Below are 18,946 nucleotides of genomic sequence, written 5' to 3' on the forward strand. Positions count from 1 at the left end.
CAAAACCCGGCGATTAAATGCATTCCTTTTAAGCCCTGCTCTGTCAGGGGCTTGACAGCATCGGCTATGATAGCGGCTTTGTTTTGTCAGGCCCGTGTCCCGGCCGCGCACTGTACGTTCAAGGATCCTATGAGCAAGCCCACTGTCGACCCTACCTCGAATTCCAAGACCGGCCCCGTTACGCCGGTCAATTTCCTGCGCCCGATCATCCAGGCGGACCTGGACTCGGGTAAGCACACGCAGATCGTCACCCGTTTCCCGCCTGAGCCCAACGGCTACCTGCACATCGGCCACGCCAAGTCGATCTGTGTGAACTTCGGCCTGGCCCAGGAGTTCGGCGGCGTTACCCACCTGCGTTTCGACGACACCAACCCGGCCAAGGAAGACCAGGAATACATCGACGCGATCGAAAGCGACGTCAAATGGCTGGGCTTCGAATGGTCCGGCGAAGTGCGCTACGCCTCGCAATACTTCGACCAGCTGCACGACTGGGCCGTCGAGCTGATCAAGGCCGGCAAGGCCTACGTCGACGACCTGACGCCCGAGCAAGCCAAGGAATACCGCGGCAGCCTGACCGAGCCTGGCAAGAACAGCCCGTTCCGCGACCGTTCGGTGGAAGAGAACCTGGACTGGTTCGCCCGCATGCGCGCCGGTGAGTTCCCGGACGGTGCCCGCGTGCTGCGCGCCAAGATCGACATGGCCTCGCCGAACATGAACCTGCGCGACCCGATCATGTACCGCATCCGCCACGCCCATCACCACCAGACCGGTGACAAGTGGTGCATCTACCCGAACTACGACTTCACCCACGGTCAGTCGGACGCCATCGAAGGCATCACCCACTCGATCTGCACCCTGGAGTTCGAAAGCCATCGTCCGCTGTACGAGTGGTTCCTCGACGCACTGCCAGTGCCGGCGCACCCGCGTCAGTACGAGTTCAGCCGCCTGAATCTCAACTACACCATCACCAGCAAGCGCAAGCTCAAGCAGCTGGTTGACGAGAAGCACGTCAACGGCTGGGACGATCCGCGCATGTCGACGCTGTCGGGCTTCCGCCGCCGTGGCTACACCCCGGCGTCGATCCGCAACTTCTGCGACATGATCGGCACCAACCGTTCCGACGGCGTGGTCGACTTCGGCATGCTCGAGTTCAGCATCCGTCAGGACCTCGACGCGAACGCCCCGCGCGCCATGTGCGTGCTGCGTCCGTTGAAAGTCGTGATCACCAACTACCCGGAAGATCAGGTCGACAACCTCGAATTGCCGCGTCATCCGCAGAAAGAAGAACTCGGCGTGCGCCAGCTGCCGTTCGCCCGTGAAATCTACATCGACCGCGATGACTTCATGGAAGAGCCGCCAAAAGGCTACAAGCGCCTGGAGCCGAACGGCGAAGTGCGTCTGCGCGGCAGCTACGTGATCCGAGCCGACGAAGCGATCAAGGACGCCGACGGCAACATCGTCGAGCTGCGTTGCTCCTACGATCCGGACACCCTGGGCAAGAACCCTGAAGGCCGCAAGGTCAAGGGCGTGATCCACTGGGTGCCGGCCGCTGCCAGCATCGAGTGCGAAGTGCGTCTGTACGATCGCCTGTTCCGTTCTCCGAACCCGGAAAAGGCCGAAGACAGCGCGAGTTTCCTGGACAACATCAACCCTGACTCACTGCAAGTGCTGACCGGTTGTCGTGCTGAACCCTCGCTGGGCAACGCACAGCCGGAAGACCGTTTCCAGTTCGAGCGCGAAGGCTACTTCGTCGCGGATATCAAGGACTCGAAACCAGGCCAGCCGGTATTCAACCGTACCGTGACCCTGCGCGATTCGTGGGGCCAGTGATCAAGTCTTAAGGAAACACCGTGCTTACGATCTACAACACGCTCACCAAGAGCAAAGAAGTCTTCAAGCCGCTGGATGGCAACAAGGTGCGCATGTACGTCTGCGGGATGACCGTGTACGACTACTGCCACCTGGGCCATGGCCGCAGCATGGTCGCGTTCGACCTGGTGACCCGCTGGTTGCGGTTCAGCGGTTATGACCTGACCTACGTGCGCAACATCACCGACATCGACGACAAGATCATCAACCGGGCCAACGAGAACGGCGAGTCGTTCGAAGCGTTGACCGAGCGCATGATCGCCGCGATGCACGAAGACGAAGCGCGCCTGAACATCAAGAAGCCGGACATGGAGCCGCGCGCCACGGATCACATTCCGGGCATGCACGCGATGATCCAGACCCTGATCGACAAGGGTTACGCCTACGCCCCGGGCAATGGCGACGTGTACTACCGCGTCGGCAAGTTCATGGGCTACGGCAAGCTCTCGCGCAAGAAGATCGAAGACCTGCGCATCGGTGCGCGGATCGAGGTCGACGAAGCCAAGGAAGATCCGCTGGACTTCGTGCTCTGGAAAGGCGTCAAGCCGGGCGAGCCGAGCTGGGAGTCGCCATGGGGCGCCGGGCGTCCGGGCTGGCACATCGAGTGCTCGGTGATGTCCACCTGCTGCCTCGGCGAGACCTTCGACATTCATGGCGGCGGCAGCGACCTCGAGTTCCCGCACCACGAAAACGAAATCGCCCAGAGCGAAGCGGCCACCGGCAAAACCTACGCCAACGCGTGGATGCATTGCGGCATGATCCGTATCAATGGCGAGAAGATGTCCAAGTCCTTGAACAACTTCTTCACCATTCGCGACGTGCTCGACAAGTACCACCCGGAAGTCGTGCGTTACCTGCTGGTGTCCAGCCACTACCGCAGCGCGATCAACTATTCGGAAGACAACCTCAAGGACGCCAAGGGCGCACTGGAGCGTTTCTACCACGCGTTGAAAGGCCTGCCGAACGTGGCACCGGCGGGCGGCGAAGCGTTCGTCGAGCGTTTCACCACGGTGATGAACGACGACTTCGGCACGCCGGAAGCCTGCGCGGTGCTGTTCGAGATGGTCCGTGAGATCAACCGTCTGCGCGAGAGCGATCTCGATGCGGCGGCCGGTCTGGCAGCGCGCCTGAAAGAACTGGCCAGCGTGCTGGGTGTGTTGCAGCTCGAAGCCGATGACTTCCTGCAGGCCGGCGCCGAAGGGCGTGTCGATGCAGCTGAAGTCGAGGCGTTGATCGCTGCGCGTCTGGCGGCACGTGCCGGCAAGGACTGGGCCGAATCCGACCGCATCCGCGACCAGCTCACCGCCATGGGCGTGGTGCTGGAGGACGGCAAGGGCGGCACGACCTGGCGTCTGGCTGACTGATTGCTGCGCCTGCTACAAACAAAACCCGCCTTGTGCGGGTTTTTGTTTTTCTGCTGCTTACTCCGGGTTGATCGTTCCCACGTCGAGGCGTCGAACCGTCCGCGTGGGAATGCCTCAATGGACGCTCCGCGTCCGCTTCGGCATGGGACGCGGAGCGTCCCGGGCTGCATTCCCACGCGGAGCGCGGGAACGATCCAGACAATGTGTGATTGCTTTTGGTATTCGCATAGGTCTTGATAGCGCACGCGGCAGGATGCTCATCAGCGACGAATCCGGAAGGGAGGAATCATGGCTAATCACTATCGCGAGCTGGTATCGACACCCGGCGCCACCGGGCTGATCCTCGCGAGCTCTATCGCCCGACTGCCCCAGGCAATGATCGGCATCGGCATCATCACCATGCTGGTGCAGCAGACCGGCGTTTACTGGCTGGCCGGCGCAGTCGCCGGCACGTTTACTCTGGCCAACGCGCTGCTCGGCCCGCGCATCTCGAAACAGGTTGATCAGCGGGGTCAGAGCCGCGTGCTGCCCGTCGTCACGGTTTTCAGCATCGTCATGTTGCTGGCGCTGATTGTTGCCGTGCATCTGAGGGCGCCCGCCGCGTTGTTTTTTGTACTGGCGGCACTGGCGGGGACGATGCCGAGCATGCCGTCCATGATCCGCGCACGCTGGACGCAGCTGTTTCGTGGCAAGCCGCAACTGCACACTGCGTTCTCGCTGGACACGGTCCTCACCGAACTGGCTTACATCATCGGCCCGCCACTGGCGATCGGTTTGAGCGTGAGTTTCTTTGCGGAGGCCGGGCCGCTGGTGGCGGTGGGGCTGCTGGCCGTCGGCGTGACGGCGTTTCTCATGCAGCGTCAGACCGAACCGAAAGTGGTGGCGGGCAACCGGAAAAACAGCGGATCAACCCTGCTGATTCCCGGTGTTCGCACCATTGTCCTCGCGCTGCTGGCGATGGGGGCCATCGGCGGGTCGATCGATGTCGCCGTTGTAGCCTTCGCCAATGCCCAGGGCTGGCCATCGGCTGCCACCTTTATCCTCGCCGCCTATGCGTTCGGCTCGCTGGTGGCGGGCCTGACCTTCGGCGCGCTGCGGGTTTCGCTGGCGATTGAAAAACAGTTCTTTATCGGGATCTTGGTCACGGCAGTCACCGGCGTATTGCCGGTGTTCTCACCGGACGTTTATGTCCTGTCCGCCATGTTGTTTATCGCCGGCATCTCGTTTGCGCCGACCATGGTGGTGGTCATGAAGCTGGGGACGATCATCATCCCGGCGGCAAGGATGACCGAAGGGCTGACGTGGATGACCACCGGGATCAGCATCGGCGTGGCGCTGGGCGGCATGCTGGCGGGGCTGGTGATTGATGCTTGGGGCGCGCGGGCAGGGTTCGGCGTTGCGATAGCCGCAGGTCTGATGATGATGGTTGTGGTGCTGATGGGCCTGCGGACGTTGGCGGCGGCATCGGCTGCACCTGTTGAGCAAGCCTTTTCACCCTCACCCTAGCCCTCTCCCCCAGGAGAGGGGACCGATTGGGGGATGTTCGAGAGGTACACCGACTTGAACGATTGGCGCCGAATCCATAATCGACTGGTTTTTTCAGGTCGATGTAAAACGCAAGACACCTCGGTCGGCTCCCTCTCCTGGGGGAGAGGGCTGGGGTGAGGGGAAGGGGTTGACTCAACCTTCAATCTGTCGCAATCGCTTGTATAGGGTATTGCGGCTCACCCCCAACCGACGCGCCAGGTGGGAAATATTGCCCCCGGCCAGCTGCAACTCCCGGTTCAACGCCTCGGCATCGTTCAGGTCGATGCCCAATGGCTCGGCCACTTCGACCGGCTCCATCTCCAGATCGACAAAAAAATCGTCCGGCAAATGCTCGGGCCGAATCGGTTGTTCCTCGGCCATCGCCAGCGCCACCTGCATCACGCTGCTGACCTGTCGCAGATTGCCCGGCCATGGATGCCGCTCGAACAGCTCCAGAACCTCACGACTCAATCCCGCCCACTGCGACGGCTCGCGATGTTGTTCCCACAACCGCTTGAACAGCGCCTGCTTGTCGCTGCGCTCGCGTAACGGAGGCAGTTCCAAGGTCAAGCCGCCGATGCGGTAGTACAAGTCTTCGCGAAATCGCCCCAGTTGCACCTGTTCCCTGAGTGAACGGTTGGTGGCGGAGATGATCCGCAGATCCACCGGAAACAGCTCGCTGCTGCCCACCGGTTGCACGCAACGCTCCTGCAACACCCGCAACAGGCGGGCCTGGGTCGGCAGCGGCATGTCGCCGATTTCATCGAGGAACAGCGTACCTTTGTCGGCCTTGCGGATCAGCCCGATGCTGCCTTTCTGGTTGGCACCGGTGAACGCGCCTTTCTCGTAGCCGAACAGCTCTGATTCCACCAGTTCGGCGGGGATTGCCGCGCAGTTGACGGCGATGAACGCCTGTTTGCTACGGGAGCTGGCCTGATGCAGGGCCTTGACGAAGACTTCCTTGCCGACCCCGGTTTCCCCGTGAATCAGCAGCGGAATGTCCTTTTCCAGCAAACGCTCGGCCTGACGCACGGCTTTTTCCACGCGGCTATCGCCGAAGTGCAACGTGCTCAGGCTGATGGCCGTCGGAACGGCGACTTTCGGTTCGGCTGTTCTGGCTTCAGCGGTTCTTGTTTCAGTGAAGACGCGCGCCTGAATCGGCGCCTGTTTAGGCCGTTTCAACAAACACTGGAAACGATTGCGCCCGGAGGTCTGCAAGGCAAACGGCAAACCGTCCGGCTGATTGATCAACTCCAGCAACGACACCTTGAACAGGCTTTCAACGCTGACCCGCGACAAGCGCACACCCAACAGATTGTCGGCCCGGCGGTTGGCCGACAGCACCTGACCGCTCTCATCAAAGATCAGCAGCCCGGCCCACTGGCTGTCGAGATTGTTCAACCCGGTGTTGAAGGTCAGTTGAAAGTGCTGGCCATGGAACAGGTTGAGGATCAGCCGGTTCTCCACGGTCTGGCTCATCATCTTGACCATGCCGAGGGTGTGCGAGGGCGGCAGATAACTGTCGCTGGACACATCGAGTACGGCGATGACCTTGCGCTCGGCATCGAAAATCGGCGCGGCGGAACCGGTCATGAAGCGGTTGGCCTTGAGAAAGTGTTCATCGTGTTCAATGTGCACCGCCTGCTCGCAGGCCAGCGCGGTGCCGATGGCGTTGGTGCCGCTGGCGCGCTCGACCCAACTGGCGCCCGCCTGAAAACCACGCGCCAGGTTCGGCTCGATAAAGCGCTGGGTGCCCCAGGACGTCAGCACCTGGCCCTGATTGTCGGCCAGCATGATCAGGCAGTTGGAGTTGCTCAGGATGTTCTCGTAATACGGCAGCACTTCCTGGTGAGTGGTCTGCACCAGTGAATGATGGCGGTCGAGCAACTGCGCGATGCCGGCAGCGGGCAACTGATCGAAGGCCGGGGCGCTTTGATGATTGAGACCGAAGGCGCGGCAACGGGACCAGGAGTCCTGGACGATGGCGTCATGGGAAAGCGGCGGGGCAGGTGCGGCCATGATTGGCAGTCTCTGAAGGGTGCTTTGTTGTTTTTGTTATGGCTCGCTCGACGAGCAAAAAGCATCCATAGAGTGTTGTTCACTATTGTTCATTGTCAATCGCCCGACTGTTCAATTGTTCAGTCGCGACTGTTCACTTGTGTTCAGCTACGAACCCCGGTTCGCGTGGCCTCCAGCGAATTTTGCGGTAAATCAACAGCTTGCCGTTTCTGGCACGAATGTCGCTCTACAGCACAGGTCGCTTGACTCCAATAATAAAAAGGCCGAGCCATGTCACTCACCCTGGAGCACGTCAGCCGTACCGTCGAGGGCCAGACCTGGATCGACGATGCGAGCCTGAAATTCGAACCTGGATCCTTCAACGTTTTGCTCGGGCGCACGCTGTCCGGCAAGACCAGTCTGATGCGTCTGATGGCCGGTCTGGACAAGCCCGACAGCGGCCGCATCCTGATGAACGGCGTCGACGTCACCCAGCGCCCGGTGCGTTTGCGCAACGTGTCGATGGTCTATCAGCAGTTCATCAATTACCCGACCATGACGGTGTTCGAGAACATCGCGTCGCCGCTGCGCCAGGCCGGGATCTCCAACGAGCAGATCCAGAGCAAGGTGCAGGAAACCGCGAAGATGCTGCGCATCGAGAAGTTTCTGCAGCGTTATCCGCTGGAACTCTCCGGCGGCCAGCAGCAGCGCACGGCCATGGCCCGGGCGCTGGTCAAGGATGCCGAACTGATTCTGTTCGACGAGCCGCTGGTCAACCTCGACTACAAGCTGCGCGAAGAGCTGCGCCAGGAAATGCGCGAGCTGTTCAAGGCGCGCCACACCATCGCCATCTACGCCACCACCGAGCCCAACGAAGCGCTGGCGCTGGGCGGCACCACCACCATTCTTCATGAAGGCCGGGTGATCCAGAGCGGGCCGTCGACCGAGGTCTATCACCAGCCGCAAACGGTGCTGGCCGCCGAATTGTTCTCCGAGCCACCGATCAACCTGATGCCGGGACGTATTGCCGGCAACGAAGTGAGTTTCGCCAACTTCGTACACTTTCCGTTGAACGTCGATCTGCGGCCGGTGGGCGAGGGCGAGTTCCGTTTTGGTGTGCGCCCGAGCCACATCTCGCTGGTGCCGAGTAACGATGACGACCTGGAACTGGCGGTGACCGTCGAGGTGGCGGAGATCAGCGGTTCGGAAACCTTCCTGCACGTGCGCAACGAGCATTTCCTGCTGGTTCTGCACTTGCCGGGGGTTCACGAATACGACGTCGATGCGCCGATCCGCATCTATATCCCGACCCATAAACTGTTTGTGTTCGATGCGCAGGGCCGTCTGGTGCAGGCACCGGGCCGGCGCGTCGCGAGGGTTGCCTGATGGCCGAAATCCGTTTGCAGCACCTCGCCCACAGCTACAGCAAAACCCCGAGCGGGCCCGAGGATTACGCGATCCGCGAGATGGACCACATCTGGGAGCAGGGCGGCGCCTATGCCTTGCTCGGCCCTTCGGGTTGCGGCAAGTCGACCTTGCTCAACATCATTTCCGGTCTGCTCAGCCCGTCCCAGGGCCATGTGCTGTTCGACGGCAAAGCGGTCAACGACCTGACCCCGGAGAAGCGCAACATCGCCCAGGTGTTCCAGTTCCCGGTGGTCTACGACACCATGACCGTGTTCGACAACCTGGCCTTTCCCTTGCGCAATCAGGGCCTGGCCGAGGCGAAAGTACACAGCAAGGTGCAGGAAATCGCCGAAGTCCTTGATCTGCAAAACCTGCTGAGCAAAAAGGCGCGCAACCTCACCGCCGACGAAAAGCAGAAAGTCTCCATGGGCCGTGGTCTGGTGCGCGATGACGTATCGGCGATCCTGTTCGACGAGCCGCTGACGGTGATCGACCCGCACCTGAAATGGAAGCTGCGGCGCAAGCTCAAGCAGATCCACGAGCAGTTCAACATCACCATGGTCTACGTCACCCACGATCAACTGGAGGCTTCGACCTTCGCCGACAAGATTGCGGTGATGTACGGCGGCCAGATCGTCCAGTTCGGCACCCCACGGGAATTGTTCGAGCGGCCGAGCCACACCTTTGTCGGCTACTTCATCGGCAGCCCGGGGATGAACCTGATCGAAGTGCAGCCGCAACCGGGCGGGGTCGGTTTCAACTCAACCCACCTGCCGCTCTCCGACGGCTTGCAGCGCCATATCGAACACGGTCAGTGGAAAAATCTGAAGGTCGGCATCCGCCCCGAGTTCATTCATGTGTGGGACGAGCCGTTCGATGACGCGATGCAGGCACGGGTCGTACACATCGAAGACCTCGGCACCTACAAGATCATGACTCTGGATCTGGACGGCGCGCCGCTGAAAGTGCGTCTGGCCGAGGACAAACCGGTGCCGCAGGGCACGGCGTACATCAGTTTTCCGGCGCAGTGGCTGATGGTCTACGCCGACGAATTTCTGCTGGATGCCACCGACAGCGAGGTACAGCCATGAACAAGGTGCAGAACAACAAGGCCTGGTGGCTGGTGTTGCCGGTGTTCCTGCTGGTGGCCTTCAGTGCAGTGATCCCGATGATGACCGTGGTCAACTATTCGGTGCAGGACATCTTCGACCAGTCCAGCCGCTACTTCGTCGGTGCCGACTGGTACAAGCAGGTACTGCTTGATCCGCGTCTGCATGATTCGTTGCTGCGCCAGTTCATTTACTCGGCGTGTGTGCTGCTGATCGAAATTCCGCTCGGCATCGCCATTGCCCTGACCATGCCGACCAAGGGCCGCTGGTCGTCGGTGGTGCTAATCGTGCTGGCGATCCCGCTGCTGATTCCATGGAACGTGGTCGGCACTATCTGGCAGATTTTCGGCCGCGCCGATATCGGCCTGCTCGGGTCGAGTCTCAACGCCATGGGCATCAGCTACAACTACGCGGCCAACACCATGGACGCCTGGGTCACCGTGCTGGTGATGGACGTCTGGCACTGGACTTCGCTGGTGGCACTGTTGTGTTTCTCCGGGTTGCGGGCGATTCCCGATGTGTATTACCAGGCCGCGCGCATCGACCGGGCCTCGGCCTGGGCCGTGTTCCGGCACATTCAGTTACCGAAGTTGAAGAGCGTGCTGCTGATCGCGGTGATGCTGCGCTTCATGGACAGCTTCATGATCTACACCGAGCCGTTCGTGCTCACCGGCGGCGGGCCGGGCAACTCGACGACCTTTCTGAGTCAGACCCTGACCCAGATGGCCGTAGGCCAATTCGACCTGGGGCCGGCGGCGGCATTCTCGCTGGTGTACTTCCTGATCATCCTGCTGGTGTCCTGGCTGTTCTATACCGCCATGACCCACAACGATGCCAACCGCTGAGGCCCGGCCATGAGCAAACGTCTTACCCCTATGAAAAAAGTGATCCCACTGCTGCTCTACATCCTGTTCCTGCTGGTGCCGATCTACTGGCTGCTGAACATGTCGTTCAAGAGCAACACCGAAATCCTCGGCGGACTGACCCTTTTCCCACAGGACTTCACGCTGGCGAACTACAAGGTGATCTTCACCGATCCGAGTTGGTACACCGGTTACATCAACTCGCTGTATTACGTCAGTCTGAACACGATCATTTCCCTGACCGTGGCACTGCCGGCGGCCTACGCGTTTTCGCGCTACCGCTTTCTCGGCGACAAGCATCTGTTCTTCTGGCTGCTGACCAACCGCATGGCGCCACCGGCGGTGTTCCTGCTGCCGTTCTTCCAGCTGTATTCGTCGATCGGCCTGTTCGACACCCACATCGCCGTGGCACTGGCGCACTGCCTGTTCAACGTGCCGCTGGCGGTGTGGATCCTCGAAGGTTTCATGTCCGGGGTGCCGAAGGAAATCGACGAAACCGCCTACATCGACGGCTACAGTTTTCCCAAGTTCTTCGTGAAGATCTTCATCCCGCTGATCGGCTCCGGCATCGGTGTGACGGCGTTTTTCTGCTTCATGTTTTCCTGGGTCGAACTGCTGCTGGCGCGCACGCTGACCTCGGTGAACGCCAAACCGATCGCGGCGGTGATGACGCGCACGGTGTCGGCGTCCGGCATTGACTGGGGTGTACTGGCGGCGGCGGGGGTGTTGACTATTCTCCCCGGCATGCTGGTGATCTGGTTCGTTCGCAACCACGTGGCCAAGGGCTTTGCCCTGGGCCGGGTCTGAGGAACTGATGATGGAATGGATGAGCTGGACCGTCCCGACGGCGGCGTTTTTCATCGTGATCGGGTTGATCCTGGTGGGCATGACCACCTGGGAATTGCGCTCGCCGAGCATCTTGCGGCGAGGGTTTCTGCCGATTGCCACCACCCGTGGCGATCGCTTGTTCATCGGTCTTCTCGGCAGCGCCTACCTGCATCTGCTGGTAATCGGCGTGACCGACTGGAGCATCTGGGTAGCGTCCGCGTTGTCCCTGGTGTGGCTGTTGGCTGTGATGCGTTGGGGCTAGTCGAATCGCTCGGCAATCTTGCTCCGAAAACCTAACAGGAGGTCTCTATGTTCGATAAGAAAAATAAGCTGCGACATAGCATTTCATTGGCAGCCATGCTGGCACTCAGCGGTTTGAGCGCGTCCGCCTGGGCCGACGCCTACGAAGATGCCGCAAAAAAATGGATCGGCAGCGAATTCAAGCCGTCGACCCTGACGGCCGAGCAGCAACTCGAAGAACTGAAGTGGTTCATCAAGGCGGCCGAGCCGTTTCGCGGGATGGACATCAAGGTCGTCTCGGAAACCCTGACCACCCACGAATATGAATCCAAGGTGCTGGCCAAGGCCTTCAGCGAAATCACCGGCATCAAGCTGACCCACGACCTGCTGCAGGAAGGCGACGTCGTGGAAAAAATGCAGACGGTGATGCAGTCGGACAAGAACATCTACGATGGCTGGGTCAACGACTCGGACCTGATCGGTACGCACTTTCGCTACGGCAAGACCGAATCGATCACCGACCTGATGGCCAACGAAGGCAAGAACTTCACCTCGCCGACCCTCGACATCAAGGACTTCATCGGCATCTCCTTCACCACCGCGCCGGACGGCAAGATCTATCAATTGCCCGACCAGCAGTTCGCCAACCTGTACTGGTTCCGCGCCGACTGGTTCGAACGTGCCGACCTGAAAGCCAAGTTCAAGGAAAAGTACGGCTATGAACTCGGCGTGCCGGTGAACTGGTCGGCCTATGAAGACATCGCCAAATTCTTCAGCGAAGACGTCAAGGAAATCGACGGCAAGCGCATTTACGGGCACATGGACTACGGCAAGAAAGACCCGTCGCTGGGCTGGCGCTTCACCGATGCCTGGTTCTCCATGGCCGGTGGCGGCGACAAGGGCATTCCCAACGGCTTGCCGGTGGACGAGTGGGGGATTCGCGTCGAGGATTGCCACCCGGTCGGTTCCAGCGTGACCCGCGGCGGCGACACCAACGGCCCGGCGGCGGTGTTCGCCACCACCAAATACGTCGACTGGCTGAAGAAGTACGCGCCACCGGAAGCGGCGGGCATGACCTTCTCCGAGTCGGGCCCGGTGCCGTCCCAGGGCAACATCGCCCAGCAGATCTTCTGGTACACCGCCTTCACCGCCGACATGACCAAACCGGGCCTGCCGGTGGTCAACGCCGACGGCACGCCGAAATGGCGCATGGCGCCATCGCCGCGCGGGCCGTACTGGGAAGAGGGGATGAAACTCGGTTATCAGGACGTGGGCTCGTGGACCTTTATGAAATCCACGCCTGAGAAACAGAAACTCGCGGCCTGGCTGTACGCGCAGTTCGTGACCTCGAAAACCGTGTCGCTGAAGAAAACCATCGTCGGTCTGACGCCCATTCGCGAGTCGGACATCAACTCGCAAGCGATGACCGACCTGGCACCGAAACTCGGTGGTCTGGTCGAGTTCTACCGCAGCCCGGCCCGCGTGCAATGGACGCCGACCGGCACCAACGTGCCGGACTACCCACGTCTGGCACAACTGTGGTGGAGCCACATCGCCGAAGCCGCCAGCGGCGAGAAGACCCCGCAACAGGCCCTCGACGGTCTGGCCAAGGATCAGGACGCGATCATGACCCGTCTGGAACGCTCCAAGGCCCAAGCGGTGTGCGCACCGAAAATGAACCCCGAGCGCGACGCGCAATACTGGTTCGACCAGCCGGGCGCACCAAAACCGAAGCTGGCCAACGAGAAGCCGAAAGGCGAAACCGTGAGCTACAACGAACTGCTCAAGTCGTGGGAGGCGGCACGCAAGTAAGGTTTTTTGCGGGGCGGAACGGCACCTTCGGGTGCCGTTTTTTTTAGCCCTCGATTTCACGTTTCACCGCCCGGCGCACTGCTTTTAGGAGGGCGTTTTCAAAGGCGTTGTGCCCGGCGTGCAGCAGCCGGCAGTGGATGTTCATGCGTTGCCTGAGCCAGCGCACGCTGGCCATGCCATGGGTGTCGCGGATGCCCTGGATCAGCAGGGTGTTGTCATTGAGGGTCAGGTCTTCATCCTTTGGCGTGAAGCAGTAGTTCTGCAGGTGGTAATGCAGTTCCAGACGAATCGCGAGCACGGCTTCCTGATCGACGAAACGCTCAAGTGTGTCGGGGCAAATCGTCTGCCCTGTGCGACGTAGAACAGCGTTCAACCATTCGATGGCGGCGCGGTGTTGCTGCGATGGACAGCCTTCGCCGAGGATCCGGTAGATGTCCTTCGCGCGATGGCCTGACGACGTTTGAGGCGATTGCGCCAGCCCGTCATTGAGCGCCTGATCGTAGGCCCGGACATTGTCGGCAAACGGCACGAATACCGAGACCAGCGTGGTTTTCAGCAGGTGCTGCGGGTAACGCTGCTGGTACTGGATCGCCAGCCAACTACCCCATGACACGCCCAGCACGCTGATTTTTTCGAAGCCGAAATGCTGGCGCAGGGCATCGATGTCTTCGACACACAGCCCGGTAGTGTTATCCCGAAGTTCGCCGTAGGGCGTCGAGCGTCCGCAGCCCCGTTGGTCAAACAGGATGATGTCGAACCTATCCGATTCGAAGAACTGCAGATGGTGGCGGCTGATACGCCCGCCGGGGCCGCCATGGAGGAAAAACACCGGTTCGTGTCCCGGAACACCATGGCGTTCCCAATAGAGTTGATGGCCGTCGCCGGTCGGGTAATAACCTCGGCTGTGCAGGGAAAAGCTCATGGCGTCGGAACCGTCAGACGATAGAACTGGAACAGCTCGACCTGCCCCGGTCGCGCCGCGACGCTGGATTCAAGTTTCAGGTGGTGGATGGAGGCGAGCCAGGTGACCGGGATCAGCACCGGCGTGTGACCAAAGACGAGGATCGTGCCACCGGGTTTTACGCAGCGGATCAGCGATTCGAATGCGGCCTGGGCCTCACGGCGGGTCAAGACTTCGGCGTTGAGGAACCGCAGGATCAAAACATCGCAGCGAATCCCGGCATCGGAAGCCTCACTCGCCTCCAGCACGTCGAATTCGACGGAGATCCCGCTGTGCCAGCGCCTGGCGTGTTCGATCATCGAGGCCGAACGGTCACTGCCCAGGCACAGACAGTCGGGCAGGGCGCGGGCGAGGTGGGCGATGAACGCGCCGGTCGAACAGGCCGGGTCGTAAATCAGTGCGCCTTTTTCAGTGATGGCCTGGAGCAGCCCGGCGCAGTATTCGCGCAAGTGGTGCTCGTCGGTGTTCAGCTGTTCGGCCAGTGATTCGTTGCATTGCCAGAAGTCTGCCGGGCAGACCGCCTCCCGACCGGTCTCATCCAGCAGTGGAAAGGGAAACAGGATCTCGCTGTCAGCCTGATGCAAGGCGTGCTCGAAGACCCGAGCCTTCTCTGGGGGAGAAACCGTCCGATACCCGATCGACAACCCGTCATCACCCCACAATGAGTGGAGATGCGGGCCAAACAACATGCCGGGGTTGAGCGCGCTGCTGGCCTGCCATCGAAAATGCCGGTCACGTTGCAGGAGCTTGCGGCCGACCCAGAGCTCATCGTTCACCCGCAGGAAAAAAACGTGATGCAGTCCGCTGCCGCGTGGTTCGAGGTAGTGGCCAACAGCGCCGTTCTCGTTGAGGTAAAGGCGCATCGAACGAGCCAATGTCAGCTCCCGGGTGCGATCAAGTCGGTTCATGGGGCTGGCCTCTCCAATGTCCGGCCCCTCGCTTGCGGGATGACGACGTTGCCGCTGGAGACCACGAAGAAGCGCTCCAGTCCGGGGATCACCACGTTGAGCAGGGTGGTGCCGAGCTCGGTTCGCTGCAGGACGGCTGCACCCAGCGTACGGCCATGAATCCGCAGGTCTTGAGTCAGCAAGTGCAGTTGATTTTCCACCGACAGGTCTTTGGCGGAACCCGCCAGTCTCACCTCGTGTTGAACGCAGCGATGCAGCAGCGTCTGCGGATCGAACAGCGCACAGCGCAGCAGGCGCGGGAAAGGCTGCAGGTTGCGCAGCGCATTGTTCAGCGTCTGTCGGTATTCGGGTTCGGCGGCGCTGAGTTGCAACTGCACCAGTTCAGTGAGCGCCCGCCACGCCGCATGGCGCGGTTCGAGGGAGCTGCCACTACCGAATACCTGTGGATGAGGCCCCGGCTTCGTCGTGAACGCCAGAAAGGTCCGGGTCATGAACTCGGTGCTGATATCCACCAGCACGATTTCGCCGTCGACTTCCTGTTCGGCATCGGCCCATAGACGACCGAGTTCGTCGCTTTCAGCGAGGCGCGCCACCCGTCGCAGTGGTGGATGGTTCTGGTAATAAAAATGATCGAGCAGAAACAACGACACGGCGTCGCGCTCGATGCATTCGTTGGCGGCGTGCAGCATCGCTTCGTTGTAAGTGGCGCCAATCGCGGTGCCGTTGTTGCTGGCGTAGCGCTGCACGGCGCGGTAGTCCGCCATGCCCGGTGACGAGGGCAAACGTGAGCCGTTCGGCGAGGTCAGCGCCAACGGATAGGAAAACCGGTCATGCCACGGCGGACAGACATAGGTCCGGCAGGTGATGCGCACGTTTTGCTGGCAGGTGAGCCTGTGCAGGAGCGAGTCATCGGCAAACACCGGCGTGTCTTTGAAATAGCGTTCCGTCTCGTGGTGAACATCGTAGGTACAGAGTTCATCCGTCCAGTAGTGCTCGAGCGCTTCATAAAGCGCGCTCAGGTGCGCCTGATCCGCATAGCCCTTGCCGGAGCCACGGGCATGACGGTTGTCGTCGCCATGAAGACTCGCCTGAACGGCAACCACTTTGCTGCCGAGGGTGCGGGTGTGCGGTGTGAGGCCCAGGCGTGAAAGTTCGGTGTGAATACGCCGTTCTGCCTGATCGGCCGTGAGCTCACGCTCGGCCAACGTTGTCTTGTCCATGATTCCCTTCCTGGAAAGCCCGCGAGGGCGCAAGGCCCCCGCGGGTTCTGTCACTCGGCGTTGAGTTCCGCCTGTTCTTCCTCGGTCAGTTGCAGCGCTTCGATCTGCTCTGGCGAGGGTGCTTCCTGCTCTTCCAGTTCATCGATAGGGTTCGCGTTCAAGCTGCCCATGTAGCCCATGATGTTGCTCCTTGGTTGTTGTTTGGGAGTGCTGTTGCAAGCACGAGCCGAATCTAAAAGGGCGGTGAGGGCGGGGTCAAAAATGTCCAGACGTTTCCAGCCGCGGGTTTCAGCGGTGTCGAAACACGTACTGATAAAACGTGAATTGACGCCGGGCGGACTTGTTTCTGGGGGGCAGCACTGCGTGGCAACGGGCGAACCATGCGAAAGGAGTCAGCGGTTTGAGGCGTTCTGTCGTCTGCCGCTGTCGGACGTTTCAGCGCGGGGACGACGCAAATTCGTACTGAAGGATTTACGGGGATGGATGCAGCACTTGTGCGGTGATTTTTCCCATGAGGTTTCAGAAAACACCGCACAAATCGGCTTGAAGGTTTAGTGCCGTTCCCGGTGCATCGCGGGAAACACCAGACTGAATACCGTCATCGCCCCCGGACGGCTTTGAACCTGCGCGGAGCCCTGATGCAAGGTCATGATCGAATGCACGATGGCCAGCCCCAGACCGGTACTGCCCTGTGAACGGGTGCGACTGCTGTCGACCCGGTAAAAACGGTCGAACAGATACGGCAGGTGCTGCGCTTCGATGCCTGTGCCGGGATTGCTCACCCGCAGCGACACCTCGTTTGGCGCCTGTTCGATGAACAGCGAAACGGTCTTGCCGGACGGGCAGTGGCGCAGGGCATTGGACAGCAGATTGGAAATCGCTCGCTGAATCATCAGCCGGTCGCCCGACACCTGAGCGCTGCCGATGACTTTCAGGTCGATCTGTTTGTCCTGCGCCGTCAGAGAAAACAGATCGGCCACCCTGAACGCCTCTTGCTCCAGCGCAATCGGCTCGAACGGGGCGTGCGACGCAGGCTGGCTGGTTTGGGCCAGGAACAGCATGTCCGAGACAATCCGCGCGACCCGCTCCAGCTCTTCGGTGCAGGACACCAGAACGTTGGTGTATTCCTCGACCGAGCGCTCCCGCGACAGCGTCACCTGGGCCTTGCCCATCAGGTTGTTGATCGGCGTGCGCAGCTCGTGGGCCAAGTCATCGGAGAACTGCGACAACTGCTGCACGCCGCTGTCCAGGCGATCGAGCATGACGTTGATGCCCTGCGCCAGCTCGCTGAGTTCCTGGGGCATGTTCAGCACCGACAGGCGATGATCGAGATCCTGCGTCGTCACTCGCGCCGCTACTTTGCGGAATTCGCGCAACGGTGCCAGCCCTCGCTGCACGGCCCCCCATGCGGTCAGGCCGATGAACACCAGCAGCAACGGCAAAGCCATCAACGTCGAGCGCAAATAAGCGCTGAGCAGAGCCTGATCGTGGGCGTTATCCATCGACAGCAGCACTGGTACGCTGCTGCCGTCCTTGAGGCGAATCAGCTTGGAGACGGTGAGAAACTTCACGCCTTCAGCATCGGCGCTGTCGGTGTGGGTCAACTGATCGGTGGTCGCCCGTACCGCTTTCAGTTCAACCCGTGGATCGGTCAGGCCCGAGCCGGACTTGAGCAGTGGGGTGCGCAGGTTGTTCAGGTCATAAATGGTCAGCGTCAGGTTGTCATGCCCCATGACCTGATCGAGCAGAATGTGCGGCTTGGCACTGATCTCACCGGTGTCGGCGTACAACGTCAGGCTGTGCTCGACCTGTTCCATCTTTTTTTCCTGGCTGTCGCGGGACAACGCGTTCAGCTCATGGGTCAGGGCGAAATACGCGAGGATCGCCAGGAACACCACCAGCAATGCGCCGAGAATACTGACCGTCAGACCCAGACGCAGCGACAGGCTGGCCGGCTTCATTCCCGGGCCTCCAGCACATAGCCGACACCGCGCAGGGTGTGGATCAGTTTGCTGTCGAACGGATCGTCGATCTTCGCTCGCAAGCGGCGGATCGAGACCTCGACCACGTTGGTGTCGCAGTCGAAATTCATGTCCCACACCAGCGAGATGATCTGGGTGCGGGTCAGCACTTCACCGGACTGGCGCATCAGCAGGTGCAGCAGGGCGAACTCCTTGGTGGTCAGGTCGATGCGCTGCGCGCCTCGAAACGCCCGGTGACGGCCCGGATCGAGTTCCAGATCGGCGACCTTGAGCACCTGCGGCACCGGGATGTTTTCGCTACGGCGCATCAACGTGCGTACCCGCGCCAGCAGTTCCGGAAATTCGAACGGCTTGACCAGATAATCATCGGCACCCAGATCCAGACCCCGGATCTTGTCCGCCAGCCGCCCGCGTGCAGTGAGCATCATCACCCGGGTGGAGTGGGTGCGACGCAGTTGTTCCAGCACGCTCCAGCCGTCGAGTTCCGGCAGGTTCACATCGAGAATGATCAGGTCATAAACCTGTTGTTGCGCCAGGTGCAAACCATCCGCGCCATTGACGGCGTGATCAACGATATAACCACTTTCGGTCAGGCCCTGATGCAAATATTCGGCAGCTTTAAGCTCGTCCTCGACGACAAGGATTCGCATGATGTTTCACCACTTTTAATGAATGGGTATTTAAGTAAGTGAGTCTGGAAGTTGCAGTTTTTTGTAGGGACTTCCTGACGGATTTTGGAGCTGAGTGACGTGCACGGTAAAGGCTGTAGTGGCTACAGAGTCAACGCCTGAGGCCTTTAAATCGGCCATCCGCGACAGCCTGTCGCAGCGAAATAGTGGGTTTTCCATGACTTCCATT

At 60.7% G+C, this 18,946-nt stretch carries 16 protein-coding genes; 9 read left to right on the forward strand and 7 right to left on the reverse strand.

The features are described 5' to 3' along the window. Positions 1-129 precede the first annotated feature (129 nt). From K5E37_RS04485 to K5E37_RS04495, 3 genes are all read left to right on the forward strand, one after another. Positions 130-1,830 carry a glutamine--tRNA ligase/YqeY domain fusion protein gene (locus K5E37_RS04485; RefSeq protein ID WP_007951493.1) on the forward strand — a complete coding sequence of 567 codons (1,701 nt, stop codon included), beginning with the start codon at positions 130-132 and terminating at the stop codon, positions 1,828-1,830. 20 nt (positions 1,831-1,850) lie between these two features. Further along, entirely contained in the window at positions 1,851-3,233 is a 1,383-nt protein-coding gene (cysS, locus tag K5E37_RS04490) for a cysteine--tRNA ligase (RefSeq protein WP_085690018.1), read from the forward strand. Between the two features lie 288 nt (positions 3,234-3,521). Next, positions 3,522-4,739 carry an MFS transporter gene (locus K5E37_RS04495; RefSeq protein ID WP_221533223.1) on the forward strand — a complete coding sequence of 406 codons (1,218 nt, stop codon included), beginning with the start codon at positions 3,522-3,524 and terminating at the stop codon, positions 4,737-4,739. A 174-nt stretch (positions 4,740-4,913) separates the two neighbouring features. Here K5E37_RS04495 and K5E37_RS04500 read toward each other — a convergent pair whose 3' ends face one another. Further along, positions 4,914-6,779: a sigma-54-dependent Fis family transcriptional regulator gene (locus K5E37_RS04500; RefSeq protein ID WP_221533224.1), complete on the reverse strand. Its 1,866-nt coding sequence runs from the start codon at positions 6,777-6,779 to the stop codon at positions 4,914-4,916. 270 nt (positions 6,780-7,049) lie between these two features. Here K5E37_RS04500 and K5E37_RS04505 point away from each other — a divergent pair, with 270 nt between their 5' ends. From K5E37_RS04505 to K5E37_RS04530, 6 genes are read left to right on the forward strand one after another with little or no spacing between them, the layout of a single operon-like run. Continuing rightward, on the forward strand, positions 7,050-8,144 hold the full coding sequence (locus K5E37_RS04505) for an ABC transporter ATP-binding protein (protein WP_221533225.1): 1,095 nt from the start codon (positions 7,050-7,052) through the stop codon (positions 8,142-8,144). Continuing rightward, positions 8,144-9,256: an ABC transporter ATP-binding protein gene (locus K5E37_RS04510; protein ID WP_221533226.1), complete on the forward strand. Its 1,113-nt coding sequence runs from the start codon at positions 8,144-8,146 to the stop codon at positions 9,254-9,256. Before K5E37_RS04505 ends, K5E37_RS04510 begins: the two co-directional genes overlap by 1 nt. Further along, entirely contained in the window at positions 9,253-10,119 is an 867-nt protein-coding gene (locus K5E37_RS04515) for a carbohydrate ABC transporter permease (RefSeq protein WP_007951487.1), read from the forward strand. Before K5E37_RS04510 ends, K5E37_RS04515 begins: the two co-directional genes overlap by 4 nt. 30 nt (positions 10,120-10,149) lie before the next feature. Then, a complete protein-coding gene (locus tag K5E37_RS04520) occupies positions 10,150-10,944 on the forward strand; it encodes a carbohydrate ABC transporter permease (protein WP_371915867.1) in 795 nt (264 codons plus the stop codon). Between the two features lie 10 nt (positions 10,945-10,954). Further along, the gene (locus K5E37_RS04525) at positions 10,955-11,227 is read left to right on the forward strand and encodes a DUF2160 domain-containing protein (RefSeq protein WP_039767461.1); all 273 of its coding nucleotides are present in this window, start codon (positions 10,955-10,957) and stop codon (positions 11,225-11,227) included. Positions 11,228-11,274: 47 nt separating this feature from the next. Next, positions 11,275-13,017 carry an ABC transporter substrate-binding protein gene (locus tag K5E37_RS04530; RefSeq protein WP_007951484.1) on the forward strand — a complete coding sequence of 581 codons (1,743 nt, stop codon included), beginning with the start codon at positions 11,275-11,277 and terminating at the stop codon, positions 13,015-13,017. A 43-nt stretch (positions 13,018-13,060) separates the two neighbouring features. On the opposite strand, the gene K5E37_RS04535 is transcribed toward K5E37_RS04530, so the two are convergent. The 6 genes from K5E37_RS04535 to K5E37_RS04555 form a co-directional block, all read right to left on the reverse strand. Then, positions 13,061-13,939, reverse strand: a complete 879-nt coding sequence (locus tag K5E37_RS04535; RefSeq protein ID WP_221533227.1) for an alpha/beta fold hydrolase — start codon at positions 13,937-13,939, stop codon at positions 13,061-13,063. Next, positions 13,936-14,886 (reverse strand): trans-aconitate 2-methyltransferase, encoded by a 951-nt coding sequence (locus tag K5E37_RS04540; RefSeq protein ID WP_221533228.1) that lies wholly within the window; start codon positions 14,884-14,886, stop codon positions 13,936-13,938. Before K5E37_RS04540 ends, K5E37_RS04535 begins: the two co-directional genes overlap by 4 nt. Next, entirely contained in the window at positions 14,883-16,106 is a 1,224-nt protein-coding gene (locus K5E37_RS04545; protein ID WP_221533229.1) for a YcaO-like family protein, read from the reverse strand. Before K5E37_RS04545 ends, K5E37_RS04540 begins: the two co-directional genes overlap by 4 nt. A 50-nt stretch (positions 16,107-16,156) precedes the next feature. Then, positions 16,157-16,285, reverse strand: a complete 129-nt coding sequence (locus K5E37_RS29375; protein WP_007951477.1) for a hypothetical protein — start codon at positions 16,283-16,285, stop codon at positions 16,157-16,159. A 372-nt stretch (positions 16,286-16,657) separates the two neighbouring features. Beyond that, a complete protein-coding gene (locus K5E37_RS04550) occupies positions 16,658-18,067 on the reverse strand; it encodes a heavy metal sensor histidine kinase (protein WP_221533230.1) in 1,410 nt (469 codons plus the stop codon). Continuing rightward, on the reverse strand, positions 18,064-18,738 hold the full coding sequence (locus K5E37_RS04555; RefSeq protein ID WP_221533231.1) for a heavy metal response regulator transcription factor: 675 nt from the start codon (positions 18,736-18,738) through the stop codon (positions 18,064-18,066). The genes K5E37_RS04550 and K5E37_RS04555 overlap by 4 nt, the downstream gene beginning before the upstream one ends. Positions 18,739-18,946: the final 208 nt, after the last annotated feature.

This window comes from Pseudomonas sp. RIT778, assembly GCF_019718735.1.
In the GTDB taxonomy this organism is placed as follows: Bacteria; Pseudomonadota; Gammaproteobacteria; order Pseudomonadales; family Pseudomonadaceae; genus Aquipseudomonas; species Aquipseudomonas aphyarum.